Origin of the sequence: Agreia sp. Leaf335, from assembly GCF_001423605.1 — a bacterium.
In the GTDB taxonomy this organism is placed as follows: domain Bacteria; phylum Actinomycetota; class Actinomycetes; order Actinomycetales; family Microbacteriaceae; genus Agreia.
The window spans coordinates 83035-99095 of record NZ_LMOQ01000003.1; the positions used below are offsets into that span (position 1 = coordinate 83035).

11 protein-coding genes are annotated in these 16061 nt (G+C 61.0%); 8 read left to right on the plus strand and 3 right to left on the minus strand.

Features of this window, described 5'->3' with window-relative positions; all coding sequences use genetic code 11:
• The first annotated feature begins 63 nt into the window (after nt 1-63).
• From ASF79_RS10765 to ASF79_RS10795, 6 genes are all read left to right on the plus strand, one after another.
• Entirely contained in the window at nt 64-2043 is a 1980-nt protein-coding gene (locus tag ASF79_RS10765; protein ID WP_235500736.1) for a type I restriction-modification system subunit M, read from the plus strand.
• On the plus strand, nt 2040-3350 hold the full coding sequence (locus ASF79_RS10775; RefSeq protein ID WP_156366228.1) for a restriction endonuclease subunit S: 1311 nt from the start codon (nt 2040-2042) through the stop codon (nt 3348-3350). The genes ASF79_RS10765 and ASF79_RS10775 overlap by 4 nt, the downstream gene beginning before the upstream one ends.
• The gene (locus tag ASF79_RS10780; RefSeq protein WP_055854935.1) at nt 3350-6439 is read left to right on the plus strand and encodes a type I restriction endonuclease subunit R; all 3090 of its coding nucleotides are present in this window, start codon (nt 3350-3352) and stop codon (nt 6437-6439) included. Before ASF79_RS10775 ends, ASF79_RS10780 begins: the two co-directional genes overlap by 1 nt.
• A 62-nt stretch (nt 6440-6501) precedes the next feature.
• Nucleotides 6502-8601, plus strand: a complete 2100-nt coding sequence (locus ASF79_RS10785) for a DUF262 and DUF1524 domain-containing protein (protein WP_055854937.1) — start codon at nt 6502-6504, stop codon at nt 8599-8601.
• Between the two features lie 4 nt (nt 8602-8605).
• Nucleotides 8606-9349, plus strand: coding sequence for a hypothetical protein (locus tag ASF79_RS10790; protein WP_055854940.1), 744 nt, complete (start codon nt 8606-8608; stop codon nt 9347-9349).
• A complete protein-coding gene (locus tag ASF79_RS10795; protein WP_055854942.1) occupies nt 9346-9984 on the plus strand; it encodes a hypothetical protein in 639 nt (212 codons plus the stop codon). Before ASF79_RS10790 ends, ASF79_RS10795 begins: the two co-directional genes overlap by 4 nt.
• A 632-nt stretch (nt 9985-10616) precedes the next feature.
• Here ASF79_RS10795 and ASF79_RS10800 read toward each other — a convergent pair.
• Complete coding sequence (locus ASF79_RS10800; protein WP_055854944.1) at nt 10617-10877, minus strand: hypothetical protein; 261 nt, start codon at nt 10875-10877, stop codon at nt 10617-10619.
• Nucleotides 10878-11427: 550 nt separating this feature from the next.
• On the opposite strand from ASF79_RS10800, the gene ASF79_RS10805 reads away from it, so the two are divergent.
• Together ASF79_RS10805 and ASF79_RS10810 are read left to right on the plus strand one after the other, a co-directional pair.
• Entirely contained in the window at nt 11428-12429 is a 1002-nt protein-coding gene (locus ASF79_RS10805) for an SGNH/GDSL hydrolase family protein (RefSeq protein ID WP_156366229.1), read from the plus strand.
• Between the two features lie 74 nt (nt 12430-12503).
• Nucleotides 12504-13148 (plus strand): hypothetical protein, encoded by a 645-nt coding sequence (locus tag ASF79_RS10810; RefSeq protein ID WP_156366230.1) that lies wholly within the window; start codon nt 12504-12506, stop codon nt 13146-13148.
• A gap of 154 nt (nt 13149-13302) precedes the next feature.
• Here the strand turns inward: ASF79_RS10810 and ASF79_RS10815 are convergent, their stop codons facing one another.
• Complete coding sequence (locus ASF79_RS10815; protein WP_235500737.1) at nt 13303-14511, minus strand: LacI family DNA-binding transcriptional regulator; 1209 nt, start codon at nt 14509-14511, stop codon at nt 13303-13305.
• A 98-nt stretch (nt 14512-14609) separates the two neighbouring features.
• A complete protein-coding gene (locus tag ASF79_RS10825) occupies nt 14610-16061 on the minus strand; it encodes a GH1 family beta-glucosidase (protein WP_055854954.1) in 1452 nt (483 codons plus the stop codon).

The following is a 16061-nucleotide window of genomic DNA, read 5'->3' on the forward strand; positions in this document are numbered from 1 at the left end:
AGCGGGCATGCGTAGGGAATCGAAAAGGGCCGCCCAGGTGGCAATAGAGTCAAGACTGCACTGATGCACGGTGCGGTAGAGAAGAGTGGATCCGGCTCAATGTCACAGCAAAACAACGCCAACTTCATCTGGTCGATCGCGGACCTCCTTCGCGGCCCGTATAAGCCGCATCAATATGGCGCGATCGTTCTTCCGTTCACGATCCTTCGTCGGCTCGACGCCGTCCTTGAACCGACTAAACAGGCCGTCCTCGACGAGGCCAAGAAGCGAGCAGATTCCCCGTCAGCGAACGTGTTCCTCGCAAAAGCTTCCGGTGCCGGCTTTTACAACACGTCCTCTTTTACCTTGCAGTCGCTCATGGGTGACCCCGCCGGAATCAAAGCGAACCTAGTTGACTACATTCACGGTTTCTCAGAGAACGTGCGCGACATCTTTGATCGTTTCGAGTTCGAGAAGCATATTGAGAAGCTTGATGCCGAGAACCTGCTCTATCTGGTGACCCAACGCTTTGCGGCTGTAGACCTGCACCCCAATAACGTGACAAACATCGAGATGGGCCTCATGTTCGAGGAGCTCATTCGAAAGTTCGCCGAGACCTCTAACGAGACCGCGGGCGAGCACTTCACGCCCCGCGAGGTAATCAGTCTCATGGTGAGTCTGCTATTCATCGCCGACGATGAGGCACTCAACCAGAAGGGCGTGGTCCGTTCCATCTACGATCCGACTGCTGGGACGGGTGGGATGCTGTCAGTCGCTGACGAATACCTGCTCGAGCACAATCCGGATGCCCGGCTCGTTATGTATGGCCAGGAAATCAACGGCGAGTCCTACGCCATCTGCAAGGCCGACCTGGTGATCAAGGGCCAGGACATCGACCACATCGTGCACGGTGACACCCTCACTCACGATGGGTTGTCCGGCGAAACGTTCGATTACTGCCTCTCCAACCCTCCGTTCGGCGTCGACTGGAACAAGCAGAAGCCTGCCGTGCTCAAAGAGCACGAGGACCAGGGGTTCAACGGGCGATTCGGCCCGGGTCTTCCCCGCGTCTCCGATGGATCGTTACTCTTCCTTATGCATCTCGTCAAGAAGCTGCGTCCGAAAGCCAAGGGCGGCGGCAGGGCCGGAATCGTTCTCAATGGTTCACCGCTGTTCACAGGCGGAGCGGGTTCTGGAGAATCAGAGATCCGCCGCTACCTGCTCGAGAACGATCTGCTCGAAGCAATCGTAGCCCTGCCCACCGACATGTTCTACAACACCGGAATCGCGACGTACGTTTGGATCATAGACAACGACAAGCGCCCGGAACGCCGCGGCACCGTGCAGCTTATCGACGGCACCGGTCTGTCTCAAAAGATGCGTAGGTCGCTCGGCTCTAAGCGCAAGGAACTCGGTACTAAAGACATTGCAAAAATCGTTCAGCTCTATGGCGACGCGAAACAGACGGATGTCTCCAAAACCTTCAAGAACGAGGATTTCGGCTACCGGACGATTACGGTGGAGCGCCCGCTTCGCCTGAACTGGGCACTGACCTTCGAACGGCTGAATTTTGCTGTCGAACAGAAGGCCATTGCCAAGCTCGACATCGATTGGAGCGATTTCGCTGCGGACACCTCGGCGAACGAGTATCCGCCAACGGTGGACCTCAGAACATTTACGATTGAGATCAAGCATCGCCTCGAAAAGACCGGAATCGCTCTCACGGCACCACAGCTTAAGACCTTCCTTGCCGGGCTCTCCGAACGCGACGAGCACGCCCCGATCCTTCCGGATGCCAAGGGCAACCCGCAGCCCGATACAGATGCTCGAGATACCGAGAATGTGCCCCTTAGTGAAGATGTCCACGAGTACTTCACTCGTGAGGTGCTTCCACACATTCCAGGTGCCTGGATCGACGGATCGAAGACGAAGGTCGGCTACGAAATCCCATTCACCCGTCACTTTTACCAATACGTGTCGCCGCGCTCCCTGGACGAGATCGACGCCGACCTCAATAAGCTCGTTCGTGAAATCACAGAGCTCCTAAACGAGGTTGAGGCGTGACGCAAAACCCATACCTTCGTTATCGCGCCTCAGGTATTGCTTGGCTTGGAGAGGTGCCGGCTGAATGGGAGGTCCTACCAGCGAAGGCGATTTTCGCCGAGCGTAAGCAGCGCAATCGTCATGACGATATCCATCTGACACCGTCTCAGAAGTTCGGTGTTGTAGCTCAATCTGAGTACATGCAGCTCACCGGCAACAAAGTTGTACTCAACCTCAGCGGTTCGGACGCCATGCGTCACGTCGAGCCTCGTGACTTTATAAGTCATCTACGAAGCTTTCAAGGCGGACTCGAGCTCTCGCGCTTGCGGGGCAAGGTAAGTGCCGCGTACACGGTTTTGACGCCCCGAGTAGGCGTGGTTGCCTCTTACTTTCGCTATGTATTCAAGTCGGTTTTGTATGTACAGGCGCTTCAAACGACCACGGATCAGCTTCGTGACGGACAGTCCATTAGGTATGGGCAGTTTGCCGGAATCCGATTGGCTCTTCCGCCCGTCGTTGAACAGAGGCAGATTGCCAACTTCTTGGATACGCAGACGGCCAAGATCGACCTGCTGATCGATACGCAGGAGCGGCTTATCGAGACGTTGGCGGAGCGGCGGCAGGCCGTCATCAGCCTCGCTGTCACCAAAGGCCTCGACCCTGATTGCCCCATAAAGGATTCGGGGGTCAATTGGCTTGGCTCGATCTCGGAGCATTGGGCTGCAGTTTCACTAAACAGACTCTTGCGTACCCCCCTCAAGTACGGCGCGAATGAAGCCGCGGTGTATGACAACCCTGAATGGCCCCGATATATCCGAATAACGGACTTCGGCGTCGACGGCGCCCTTAGGGATTCGACGTTCCGGTCACTTCCGCCGGACATTGCGAGTGAGTACCCTCTTCAAGGAGGAGATATTCTTCTTGCAAGAAGCGGGGCGACGGCTGGCAAGTCATTTCTAGTGCCAGACGATATTGGGCCAAGTTGCTATGCCGGGTATCTGATTCGTGTTGCGCTCAATCGCAACCGTGCCAGCCCGCGATTCATCTCATACTTTCTAGCAAGTGCTCCCTTTGCAGAGTGGCGGGCGCTAAGCGTTATCCAAGCCACCATCGAAAACATCAGCGCTGAAAAGTACGCGCGGATGATTGTCCCAGTTCCGCCTATCGAGGAACAGCTCCAAATAATCGCGCATCTGGACCGCGAGACATTGCTAATGGACGCTCTCTCGGCGAAGGCCCGAGAGATGATCAACGTGCTCAAGGAACGTCGGCAGGCGCTGATCAGTGCGGCAGTAACGGGGAAGATCGACGTAAGGGGACTGTCTTGATGGACAAACACAACGAGTACTGGTTCGAGGACGAGCTGGCCACGCACCTTGCGGCGAACGGGTGGGAGTACTCTAAGGACGACGCTGGCTATGATCGGGCCCTCGCACTCTTCCCAGCAGACGTTTTTAGCTGGTTATCTGATAGCCAGGGTGACGCGTTCGGTAAGCGTGTCAAAGCATCCGACCCGCCGGCCCTGCAACACCAAGCGCAGCGGCAGCTGCTGACTCGGCTGACGCAGGTGCTCGACAAACCGTTCGAGCAAGGCGGCGGCACACTGAATGTGCTGCGGCACGGGTTTAAAGACATCGCAACGCAGTTTGATATGTGCCAGTTCCGTCCGTCGCAGAACTTAAATCCCGTGACGCTCGAGCGATACGCAAAGGTTCGTTTGCGAGTCATGCGGCAGGTGCACTACTCCATGTCAAATCAAAAAAGCTTCGACCTGGTGTTCTTCGTCAACGGCCTGCCCGTGGCGACGATGGAGGTCAAAACAGACTTCACACAATCGGTCGAAGACGCCAAGATTCAATACAAGAAAGACCGGACACCGCGAGATTCGGTAACTAAGAAGGTCGAGCCGCTGCTTGGGTTCGGCAGCCGTGCGCTAGTCCACTTTGCTGTCTCCAACTCTGAAGTGTGGATGACCACGCGCCTCGACGGGGACGACACTCATTTTCTTCCCTTCAACATGAGTAACGACGGCGGCAAGGGCAACCCGGAGAACCCGAATGGGTCACCGACCTCGTACCTGTGGGAGCGGGTGCTGCAGCGTGACGCATGGCTGGAGATCATCGGCAAATTCCTGCACGCTAGCTCATGGAAAGAGACAGACGCAGTTACCGGCGAGGTCACGACGAGACAGTCGCTGCTATTTCCTCGGTTTCACCAGTGGGAGTCGGTCACTTCACTTGTGCAGGCCGCGCGCACCGAGGGACCGGGCCACCGATACTTGATCCAGCACAGTGCGGGCTCGGGCAAGACGAACTCCATCGCCTGGACAGCGCATCAGCTCAGCTCTCTTCACAACGAGGCAGGCGCGAAGGTATTCGACTCCGTGATCGTCGTCACCGACCGTACGGTGCTCGACGACCAATTACAGGATGCGATATACCAGATCGATCACAAGTCGGGCGTCGTCGTGCCGATAACGAGGGGCGGCTCGGACTCGAAGTCTTCGGCCCTGACGAAGGCGCTGACAGACCGGGCACAGATCATCATCGTGACGATTCAGACGTTCCCATTTGCTCTCAAGGCGATTCGCACGTCCGGAGCCCTCGTCGGCCGCAACTTCGCGATCATCGCCGACGAGGCGCACTCGTCGCAGACCGGTAACACCTCCGCCAAGCTCAAGCACGTGCTCTCCCCGGATGAACTCGCTTCTCTGGAGGATGGAGGAACGTACGATGTCGAGGCGCTCCTTGCGGCCGAGATGGAAGAAAAGGCGAAAGCGGCGAACATCAGCTTCTTCGCGTATACGGCCACTCCGAAGGCCAAAACGTTGGAATTATTCGGTCGCAAGGACGAAGACGAAATACCGCACGCATTTCACGAGTACACGATGAAGCAAGCGATCGAAGAACGCTTTATTCTCGACGTTCTGCAGAACTACACGCCTTACAAGTTGGCATTCAAGCTCGCCCACAACGGACGCGAGTATGACAGCACCGATCCGCTCGTCGACAAGACAAAAGCCGCGAAAGATCTCATGCGATGGGTGCGGCTGCATGACTACAACATTTCGCAGAAGGTAGCGGTGATCGTCGAGCACTTCCGCGACAACGTCGGCTGGCGCCTGGGTGGGCAGGCCAAGGCGATGGTGGTTACAGGCAGCCGCCTTGAGGCGGTGCGCTACAAGCGTGCCTTCGACAAGTACGTGAGCGAAAAGAAGTACACGGGTCTCGCGGCACTCGTCGCCTTTTCCGGCGAGGTCACCGATGAGGAGGGTGGCGAAGAGTCGGTTACCGAGGTCACGCTCAACCCCGGTTTGAAGGGGCGGAGCTTGCCAAAGGCATTTGCCACGGACGACTACCAGGTCATGCTGGTCGCAAACAAGTTTCAGACGGGATTCGATCAGCCGCTGCTGGTGGCCATGTACGTCGATAAGAAGCTCTCGGATGTTGCGGCGGTGCAGACGCTGTCACGACTGAACCGAGTAGCAACCGGCAAAGATCAAACGTTCGTGCTCGACTTTGTCAACGACCCGAGCGAGATTCTGAAGGAGTTTCGCAAGTACTACCGCACAGCTGATCTTGCTGGGGTCTCGGATCCGAACGTCGTGCACGAGCTACAGAACAAGCTCGACCAGGCACTCATCTACGAGGAATCTGAGGTGGAGGGCGCCGCAAAAGCGTGGATGTATGAGGAAGGCAACAACGCGCTCACGAAGTGGCTGACCCCCGCCAAACAAAGATTTGCCGGCCAATATGCCGATGCGATCAAGGCGGAGGATGCTGGACGCGTTGAGGAGTTGGTTCTTTTCCGCAAAGACCTGAACAGCTTCATTCGCGCATACGACTTTCTCTCTCAGCTCATCAACTATCACGACACAGGGTTGGAGAAGCGGTCAATCTTCTACCGGCTGCTTGCGCCTCTCATCACCGGATCAGAGAAAGATCGTCCGATCGATCTGACCGGAGTGAATCTCAGTCACTACAACCTGCGGGCTGAAGAGGCCGAGGACCTGCAATACGGCGATGAGGGTGAACTCCTCAAGCCGTTCACGGCTGTGGGCTCGGGCACGGCAAAAGATCCCGAGTTTGTGCGGCTGAGGGAACTCATCGACAAACTCAACACTCTGTTCGAGGGTGACGGGCTCACGGATAACGACATGGTCGGCTTCACCGGATACGTTGGCGGCAAGTTCGATGAGAACGAGCGACTCCGGGAGCAGGCCAAGGCGAACAGTTTTGAGCAGTTCATGGGAAGCCCCGACCTCGGTAGCGCTTTCCAAGATGCCGTCATCGAGTCGGACTCGAACTTCAAGTCGATGAGTGAACAGGTGCTCGGAAACAAGGGTATTCAGAAGGCTCTTCTAGACCTGCTTGCTCGGGACTTCTACGAGCGTCACCGCGGGGAGAGCGCCGCGTGATCGTTGCTTGACTCGCTGTACCTGTACTTCAATTCGCGAAAATGTTTTCCAACGGAGGAAATTTGAAGGCCGTCGACTCGCACCTGCTGACACTTCTGAAGAAGAGTAGCCAGTTCGTGGTTCCGATATATCAGCGGGTCTACTCGTGGCAGGACTCGGAATGTGACCAGCTTTGGTCCGACATCCTCCGAGCTGGAGGGAACGAGAAGCTGGGTGCACATTTCACCGGCTCCATTGTGTATGTCGCGAAAGATCAGTCAACAAATACGTCGGCCGAGCCTGACTTAATCATCGACGGGCAGCAGCGGGTTACGACGGTCATATTGCTGCTCGCCGCGCTCGCTAGCCGCCTAGAGGGTCTGGCCGAGAGCGAGCGTGAGCCCGTGGAAGGTTTCTCGCCAAAGAAGATCAGGAACCGCTACCTCCGTGATGATGACGAGGAGGGTGATCGTCAGTTCAAGCTGATCCTTTCGCAGGGCGACAAAGGAGCGCTCATCTCGATTCTTCAGGGTGTGCAGCCCGCGGCGGATGCCTCGACGCGGGTGACGGAGAACTACGATTTCTTCGTCCGGAAACTGAGCGATCCAAAGCTCGACCTGGCCGTGGTGTGCAGGGGGCTCGATAAATTGGTCGTTGTCGACGTAACTCTTACGCGAAACGTCGACAACCCGCAGTTGGTCTTCGAAGCAATGAATTCGACGGGGAAGAAACTCTCCCAGGCGGACCTTATTCGCAACTATGTCCTGATGGACTTGCCGCCTAGGGCGCAGGACACGCTCTACTCGGCCTACTGGCGACCAATGGAGATCGAGTTCTCGGGCGCCGACGAGACGGAATTCGATGAGTTCGTTCGGCACTTCCTAACGGTAAAGACTGGGTCGCTCCCGCGTCTCGGCGATATATATGAAGCTTTCAAAGAGTACGCGCTGTCACTCGCGAGCGAAGACGAGACGATCGAACCCTTGGTCGTAGAGCTTCGTGAGTACGCGCGCCGCTACTGCGCCATCGCTCTCGGCAACGAAACGGATCCCAGACTCCGGGAGGCGTTCAAAGATCTCGACCAGATTAGGGCGGACGTTGTCTATCCATTGCTGCTCGAGGCCTACACGGACCGTGATCTGGGCAGTATCTCTAGCGAAGACCTGCTGGAAATCGTACGGATGGTGACGTCATACGTATTCCGTCGTGCGGTGTGTCGCATCCCCACCAATTCCCTTAATAAGACATTCGCGGGGTTTGGCGCGGCTTTGCGGAAGGACCGATACCTCGAGAGCGTGAAAGCTCACTTCCTCAGCCTCACGAGTTATCGGGCGTTTCCAACTGACGAAGAGTTCTTGAACGCCCTACAGTCGACCGATCTGTACAACTTTCGGCGCCGTTCTTACTTCCTACGGATGTTAGAGAATCTTGGGCGAAAAGAGCGCGTGACGATCGAGGACTACACGATCGAGCACATTCTGCCGCAGAACGAGAATTTGTCTGCCGCGTGGAAGGCCGACCTTGGCCCCGAATGGCAAGACGTGCAGCATCAATATCTGCACACCCTCGGCAATCTCACGCTGACGGGATATAACTCCGAGTATTCGGACCATCCATTCGCAATGAAGCGAGACATGGAGGGCGGGTTCAAAGACAGCCCGCTGCGCTTGAATCGGGGGCTGGGCCAACTCGAGGGCTGGAACGCCATGGAAATCGAGAAACGCGCCAAGCGTCTGGCTTCGGACGCGGCGAAGATCTGGACAAGGCCCGAGCTCCCCGCAGGGGTGATCGCGGAGTTCCAGCAGGCACGCGACGAGTCGGTTCTCACTATCGAGGACCATCCATACTTACTGCCTGCCGTTCGCCGCAGACTCTTCGAGCGGCTGAGGGCCGAAACGCTTGCGCTCGACCCCCTCATTACGAGTACTTTCCTGAAGAACTATGTGGCGTTCAAGGTCGAGACCAACTTCCTCGATGTCGTCCCGCAGAAGGCGAGACTCCGTCTCAGCCTCAATATTCCGATCGAGTCTCTTCACGATGAGCGGGATCTTGCTGTGGATGTTCGAAACAAGGGGCATTGGGGCAACGGTCCGACCGAGGTTGGGCTGGTCGAGGACAGCGACTTCGCATACGTCATGGGGCTGGTGCGTCAGGCTCTCGAGTTCCAGATGCCCGCTGAGTAGTTACGTGGTTACGGTTTGTCGTGCCGCGGCCATCGCCATCGCCCTCGCCGCGCTCCTTGCGGTCGCCGCATCCGGCTGCGCCCTGCTCGCGCCGAGACCACCAGCCTCCGTCTCGCAGACGGTCGACCAGGCCGTCGCCGAAATTCGCGCCACACCGGGCGTCGCCGCCGTCACCTCGAACCTCTATCCCTACGACATCAAAGACGGCGGCCCGCTGCCTAACCCGGGCACCTGGAACGCGAGCATCACCGTTGAGGCGGAGCCCGACGCATCCGGTCTGCCCGTGCTCGCCGACGCCGTTGAGCACAGCATCGACGGGGTGGCGGGGTCGATGCACGTGGATGGCCGGCTCGATCTGAGCGTCGGGGCGAACGCCGTGGCCACCGCGATTATGTTGCCCGTCGAGGGAGGCAGCGCCCGTGCGAGTTCGGCCGGCGAGCTCGTCGCGACGGCCGAGCAGCTCGCCGCGCCAGGCTCGGTGCCCGAAGTTTCCGCTGCGGTGAGGCAACTTGCTGGCTTCGGCGCGGGCGACCTCGAGACCGTGGCGGTGATCTCAGCCTCGAAAGACGCCGAGCCCATCACGACCCGGTTCCTAATGGATGCCTCCTCGCCCTCGGGCGAATTGCTCACCTTTCTCGCGGGCATGGCATGGCTGGGCAGCCGGGCGTCGCATCCGTCGGGTTCGAAGGTGTTCAGTTCTCGCAGCAAGCCATCCCCGAGGGAGGCTGGCGGCCATCGGTCAGCGTGAGTGTCGACGACGAGGCCAGCCAAGCGGCGGTGGTCTCTGCCCTGGCGGGGTTCGCGGGGCCGCAGGGTGTCGACGGCACGGTGCCCCGGGCATTCTTCGAGGCGAGGCGATTCAGCGAGCAAACCGGAGCCGTCGCCGAGACGGGCTTCGTCGGGCTGCCCGTCGGGTCGGCCGATCCGGGAGACGGCAGGCGGCCTCCGCCAGCCGCAACGCCCTCGGATCCGTCTGCCGATGGGTCGGCCCAGCCTCCGCTGACGGTCGAGACGCCCGACGAGCAGGCCGCACGGCTCGCGAGCGATCAGCTGGTCGTCGCCCAGTTTCTGGATGCCGCGGGTGACGCCGCCGGAATCCGTGGCCCTGCCACCACCCAGACAACATCATGCGAGGTGAACGGGGTGGCGATGGGCCAGAAGGTGACTGGGTCGGTCGTGATTCCTGTTTTTGAGATAGCCAAGACTGCAGACGATGCGTATGCCGCCGTGACGAGTGCGTGGACGCAGGCCGGGCTCGGTTCGACAGAAACCGTGATGGGGCGAAAGTACTACTCGACGTCGTCGACGGACGCGGTGGTGAGGCGCGCCAGCATCCGGGGAACGGAAGAGGGGCTGAGCGTCATGGTCGAGGGGCGCTGCTGAGGTCGGGCAGAGCGTTGTCGCCCGTCAGGCTGCCAATGTGGGAAACGTCATCGTCAGGGCGGCAGACGTCGACTGAGCCGACGTGGGTCAGAGGGGAAGAAGTCCTCTGTCAGGCGACCATGTCCAGCGATTCGCAGAAGGATCCGTGTATGTGATTTCCCGGATGTTCCTCTTTTTCGCGTCGGTGACGGGGCGAAGGCCCTGATGTTCCCGTAAGGCAGTCTCGGATGCCCAAACGCGTGGTTCGGTTTTGGTAAGCGATTCGACGAAATACCGACCAGGAGGCAGTGCTGTGAAGTGGAGGCCAGATCGATTGTCGACGTCATCGAGGACCGGAGATATGGTCACATCTCTGAATACGGCCTCGGACGTATTCGAGATGACGACTCCCCATACCTGACGGCCTTCTAATAGACCCTCCACCCACCATGCGCTAAGACCGGCCGCGCGCTGAGTGCGGTCCGCTCCCTGCTGATGGCGAAGAGAGCGCCACGCAAAATAGGCAGCGAGGATCGCGGCGAACAACGCCCCTGCTGTGCCGATCGCAGCGATCCAGTTCGGCACATACTCGCCCCACAATCGATCCACGAGCTGAGCCTATCGGCCTCGATCGGGGTTCAGAGTTTGGGCTGTCACAGCGCCGTCAGCACTGCTCGCGCATCGGTCGACCAACGTTGGTTGAGGTTGTCGGCGAATTCGATGCTCTCGATCTGGTAGTCGTCCGTGTTCATGTACGGCTGGAGGACACCGGTGCAGGCCTCGACGGGGAGGGGGAAGTCCCAGATGAACTTGCCCTTTGGAGTGTGGGCGACGAAGTGTGTTCCCGGAGGAAGGATCTTCAGATTAATAGGCCACTGCACTCGCGAGCCATCGATCTTGACCGTGATCTTCACGTCATGGAACGTTGACCCCGACGAATTGGAGACAACCACACCGAGGATCTTCGGGTCGTGAGTCTTGATGTCGCTGACGGTCCAAGCGGTCAGGCCGGTGGCTTGAGCCTTCGATTCGCGTGCCGCTTCGACCGCTCACAGCTTCTTGTCGGCGGCGAACTGACGGGCGGCAATAATAACCGCGCCCGCCGTGAACCACGTTGGCAGATCGCCCAGCCACTGATATTGATCGATTCGGAGTCCCTTCGAGCGTCCCCCAACGGTCCGATGGTAGTTGGAATCGGGCGCACAGGCCGGGTGCCAAGTGGACGCACTGTCTCAACACGGGATGTGCCCGTCGAGTCACGATGTGCCGAATGATCGGATCATCTCAGCTGCCCTCGTTCGCCGGTTGGAACCGCGTCCTGTGTTGGCTATTTCCCGAACCTGAAGATTCGGCGTGACGTGCCCACCTCACGGCGTCAAATTTCACTAGACGATCGTATGATCAACCGTCGCGCGAACGAGCGCTTCTTACGAGCCTTACCCGAGGGTAAAGAAGGAGATCAACGTGAACAGTTCCATCAAACGATCGGGAGTCGCAGCAGTGCTACTTCTCGCCGCCTCTATGGCGGTGGTTCCCGCGGCAGCGGCCACGGCCGCGACCACCGACTCGTCTGGGACGGTGAACTACGTCGCCCTCGGTGACTCGTACGCCGCAGGCCAGGGTCTGGCGACGCCGACGGGGCAGCCGGCCGCCGGCTGCAATCAGACCGCCGAGGACTACCCGCACCAGCTGGCCGCGAAGCTGGGCTACACCCTCACCGACATGACGTGCTCGGGCGCGGTGACCGAGAACATCAGCAAGAACGAGCAGTCCGTCACGGACGCGTCGGGTGCGGTGACGTCTCTCCCGGTTCAGGCGTCTGCCCTCAACGACAGCACGAACATCGTCACCGTGACCATCGGCGGCAACGACGCGGGCTTCTCCCCGGTCATCCAGTCGTGCGTGGCCTCATCGGCAGACGGGCCGGTCGCCGGAAGCAACCAAGACTTCAAAGACCCCAACTGTAAAGAGCAGTACATGAAGAAGGGCGTCGACACCCTGTCGAAGAACATCGCCGACAAGGTGGCGCGACACCTCGATTCGACGTTCAAGACCATCAAGAGGGCGGCTCCGAACGCTCAGATCTTTGTGGTCGGCTACCCGTCGCTGTTCCCGGATGCGGCCAGCACCCCCGCGGCGGGCTGCTTCACCGACCTCGGCTCCGAGCCGTCGTCGGTGTCGTTCACCGCAACGGATGTCGCCTACCTGCACTCCGTTGAGGTTCAGCTGAACCAGACGATTGCCGAGCAGGCAGCGGCCGAGGGTCTCACCTTCGTCGACAACCTGCCCGCGAGTGTCTCGCACAGCATGTGCCCGCAGGGTCCGAGCTCGTACATCAACGGCATTGCGCTCAACAGCACCGGCACCGGCCCGCTCGTGAACCCGGCGTCGCTGCACCCGAACCTCGTCGGAGCGACCTTCCTGGCGTCGCAGACGTACGACGCGGTTACCGCCTCGGGGTACTAACAGCCCGCCATCGTCGGGGCTCGGATGGGATCTCCGAGCCCCGACGGTGGCGTTACCGTCGCTATGGTGAGTTTGTGACACGTTCCTTTTGGCTGCCGACCGTTGTCGTGCTCGCGTTGGCGACGCTGACCGGATGCTCCGCGGGCGTCGGCGACGCCCCCTCCGGCACCACGAAGCCCGACACCCCCGCCGCGAGTGCTCCGCCCTCGGCGACTCCGACTCCGGAGGCATCCGGAACCGACGCCTCAGCCGACGCAACAGCCCTGCCGACGAGCTGCGAGTCGATCTACAGCCCGGCGTACCTCGACATGCTTCGCGCTGCACCGGGCATCGCCCTGAATCCGGAATGGACGGCGACCCCGGGGCAGGCCACCTTGGGCTCTACGGAGCCGGCTCTGTTCGATGTGCTCAAGTCCAAAGAGCGGTTGGACTGCTTCTGGGTGTCGCCGGCGGGGGCCAGTGGCATGGGGCTGGCCACGTCGATCAGTCTTTCCACGAGCGACGAGCAGGCCGTTCTGCTGGCAGACATGACGGCAGCCGGATTCACCTGCACCCCGCAGAGCGCGGGCACTCGCTGCGAGATCGACCGGACCGATGAGAACGCCTCGTGGGGAGAGACGCACTTCATCGGGGGAGGTCTGTGGATCGCCACGTCGTACGTCGACTTCGCGCCGAACGGCTACACGGACGACATCGTCACGACGCTCCTGCCTGGCTGAGCGCTGGGCTGACCAGAACGGGCCGGGGATGACGGCTGGTGGTCGTCGAAGCGTCTTGGCTCCACGTCGTCGCGCCGCAATTCAGGATCGATCGTGATGTGAGCGTGTTTTCGCACGCGGCGACCCGGTTGAGCCTGAGTTGGAGCGGCTGGGCCTACGCGGACCCACGCTCCACGAGCTCGATCGGGATCCACGTCTCGCGCTCGACCGCTTCTCCGGCGATGAGCGTCAGCAGCGCCTTCACCATCTCGGCGCCCTTCTCCGACGTGTGCAGGTCGACCGTCGTCAGCTGAGGCTTCGTGTCTGTTGAGAAGGAGTTGTTGTCGATCGTGCTGATGGCCACATCACCGGGAACCGAGAGTCCGTGCTCGCGCAGAACGGACAGGGCGCCCGACGCCATCTGCGCCGATGCGACGAAGAGTCCGTCAAACGGAACCCCGCGCGCGAGCAGGCGTTCCGCCGCCGCCGCTCCGCTAGCCGGGGTGTAATCTCCTTCTTCGACCAGCTCGAGAGCCGATTCGGAGGCGGAGCCTGACGCAAGCCCCGCGGCCTCCAGCGTCGAACGCCACCCCTCCAAGCGGTCTCGAGCTGCGGTCGCCGCGAGCGGCCCGGTGATCGTCGCGATGCGCGTGCGCCCGCTATCGATCAAGTGCTGCGTGGCGATCGACGCCGCCGCGACGTTGTCCACATCGACCGTGTGCGCCTCGAAGTCGACGTCGTCGACGGGCCGCACTCCGAAGACCACGGGCAGCGAGCGCGACAGCTCGAGATAGGTGGCCGACGAGCTGTGATGTGACAGCAGCAGGGCTCCGTCGACGCTTCCGCTCTGCAGAAAACGGTGGGTCTTCTCGGCGTCTGCCTCGCTCTCGATCAGCAGCGTGAGCGTGTAGTCGGTCGTCGACGCGTACATGGCCGCGCCCTGAATCACCTCGGCGAAGTACGGGTCGGCGAAGAACGCGGCCGTGCGCTCCGGGATCACCATCGCGATCATCTGGGTGCGCCGGCGCACGAGGTTGCGCGCGGCGCGGTTGGGCACGTAGTGCAGCTGAGCAATTGCCGCGTTCACTCGCGTGATCGCTTGCTCTGTCACGCGGGGTGATCCGTTGATCACGCGCGATGCCGTCGACTTCGAGACGCCGGCGAGCGCGGCCACGCCCTCGAGAGTCGCGACTGCAGGGGCGGCCGGCGCCGAAGCGGCCGACGAAGCCGCAGCCGCATCCGATGCCGCAGCCGCATCCGAAGCCGGCGCCGCATCCGATGCCGGAACGGCAACAGTAGTCGAGGCCGACGCCGAGGCAGCAGCAGCCGCGACAACGGGCACCCCACGCGCAGCCCACTCAACGCGGGGGATGTCGGTCGTCACGTGGGTGCCTGCGATCTACTAGTCGAGATGGTCGTTCAGCGCGCAAGAGCGCTGGGATCACTTTATTTGGTGTTCCCTCAGCTTTTGCGCGCGAAGCCCTATTCAGGAATCGCGTGCGACCGGATGAGCCTCGACAGCCACCGCCCGCTGTCCTTCACCGTGCGCTGCTGCGTCTCGTAGTCGACGTGCACGATGCCGAACCTCTTGCTGTAGCCGTAGCCCCACTCGAAGTTGTCGAGCAGCGACCACACGAGGTACCCCCGCAGATCGACCCCGCGCCCGATCGCGCGATGGGCAGCCGTGAAGTGCCGACGCAGGTAGTCGAGCCGTTCCACATCAAGAACGCGTCCACCCACCACCTCATCATCGAAAGCCGCGCCGTTCTCTGTGATCATCAGCGGCAGCTCCGGAAACTGCGAGCTCAGCGACACCAGCAGCTCCTCGAGACCGTCGGGGGCTATGTTCCAGCCCATCGCGGTGAACGGCCCATCCTGCGTGAGAAATTCGACATCGAGGCTGCCCGGCCAAGGCGACCCGCCGACATCCTTGTGCCCGTCGGCGTTCTCGCGCGGCGACGTGCCGTTCCACATGCGCACCCGGGCCGTGGAGTAGTAGTTGACGCCCAGAAAGTCGAGCGGCTGGTGAATGATGGCCGCATCGCCGGCATGCACGAACGACCAGTCGGTGACGTCGGCGGTGTCGGCGATGAGATCGGCCGGGTAGCCGCCCGCCAGCATCGGCCCGGTGAACGAGCGGTTGGCCAGCGCATCGATACGCCGGATGGCCTGCGGCGAGGTCTCGTCGTCGCCACGGATCACATGGAAGTTCAACGTGACGGACACCTCGGCGTTCGGCACGACCTCGCGCAGCACCTGCACCGCGAGGCCGTGGGCGAGATTGAGATGGTGCATCGCGGCGAGGGCATCCGCCCCGGATGTTCGGCCCGGCGCGTGCGCGCCCGATCCGTAACCGAGAAAGGCGCTGCACCACGGCTCGTTCAGCGTGGTCCACACCTGCACCCGGTCGCCGAGCTCGGTGGCCACGATGCGGGTGTATTCCGCGAAGCGATACGCCGTCTCGCGGTTCGTCCACCCGCCCGCGTCTTCGAGCGCCTGCGGCAGATCCCAGTGATACAGGGTGGCGATGGGCCGGATGCCGCGGTCGAGTAATCCGTCGACCAGACGCCCATAGAAGTCGAGCCCCGCCTCGTTGACGGCGCCCGAGCCGAGAGGCTGGATGCGCGGCCACGCGATCGAGAACCGATACGCCTCGAGCCCCAGCTCGGCCATGAGATCGAGGTCGTCTTCGAGCCGGTTGTAGTGGTCGTCGGCCACCTCGCCGGTGTCGCCGTTGACGATGGCGCCGGGTGTCGCGCTGAACGTGTCCCAGATCGACGGTCCACGTCCGTCGGCGGTGACAGCTCCCTCGATCTGGTACGAGGCCGTGGCCGAGCCGATCACGAAGACCGTGTCGAAGACGAGTCCGGAATCGCGGTAGTCGGGGTTGCCCGCGGGGCTCTCCCGGGTGTCGGGAAGGATGTCGATGGTCAT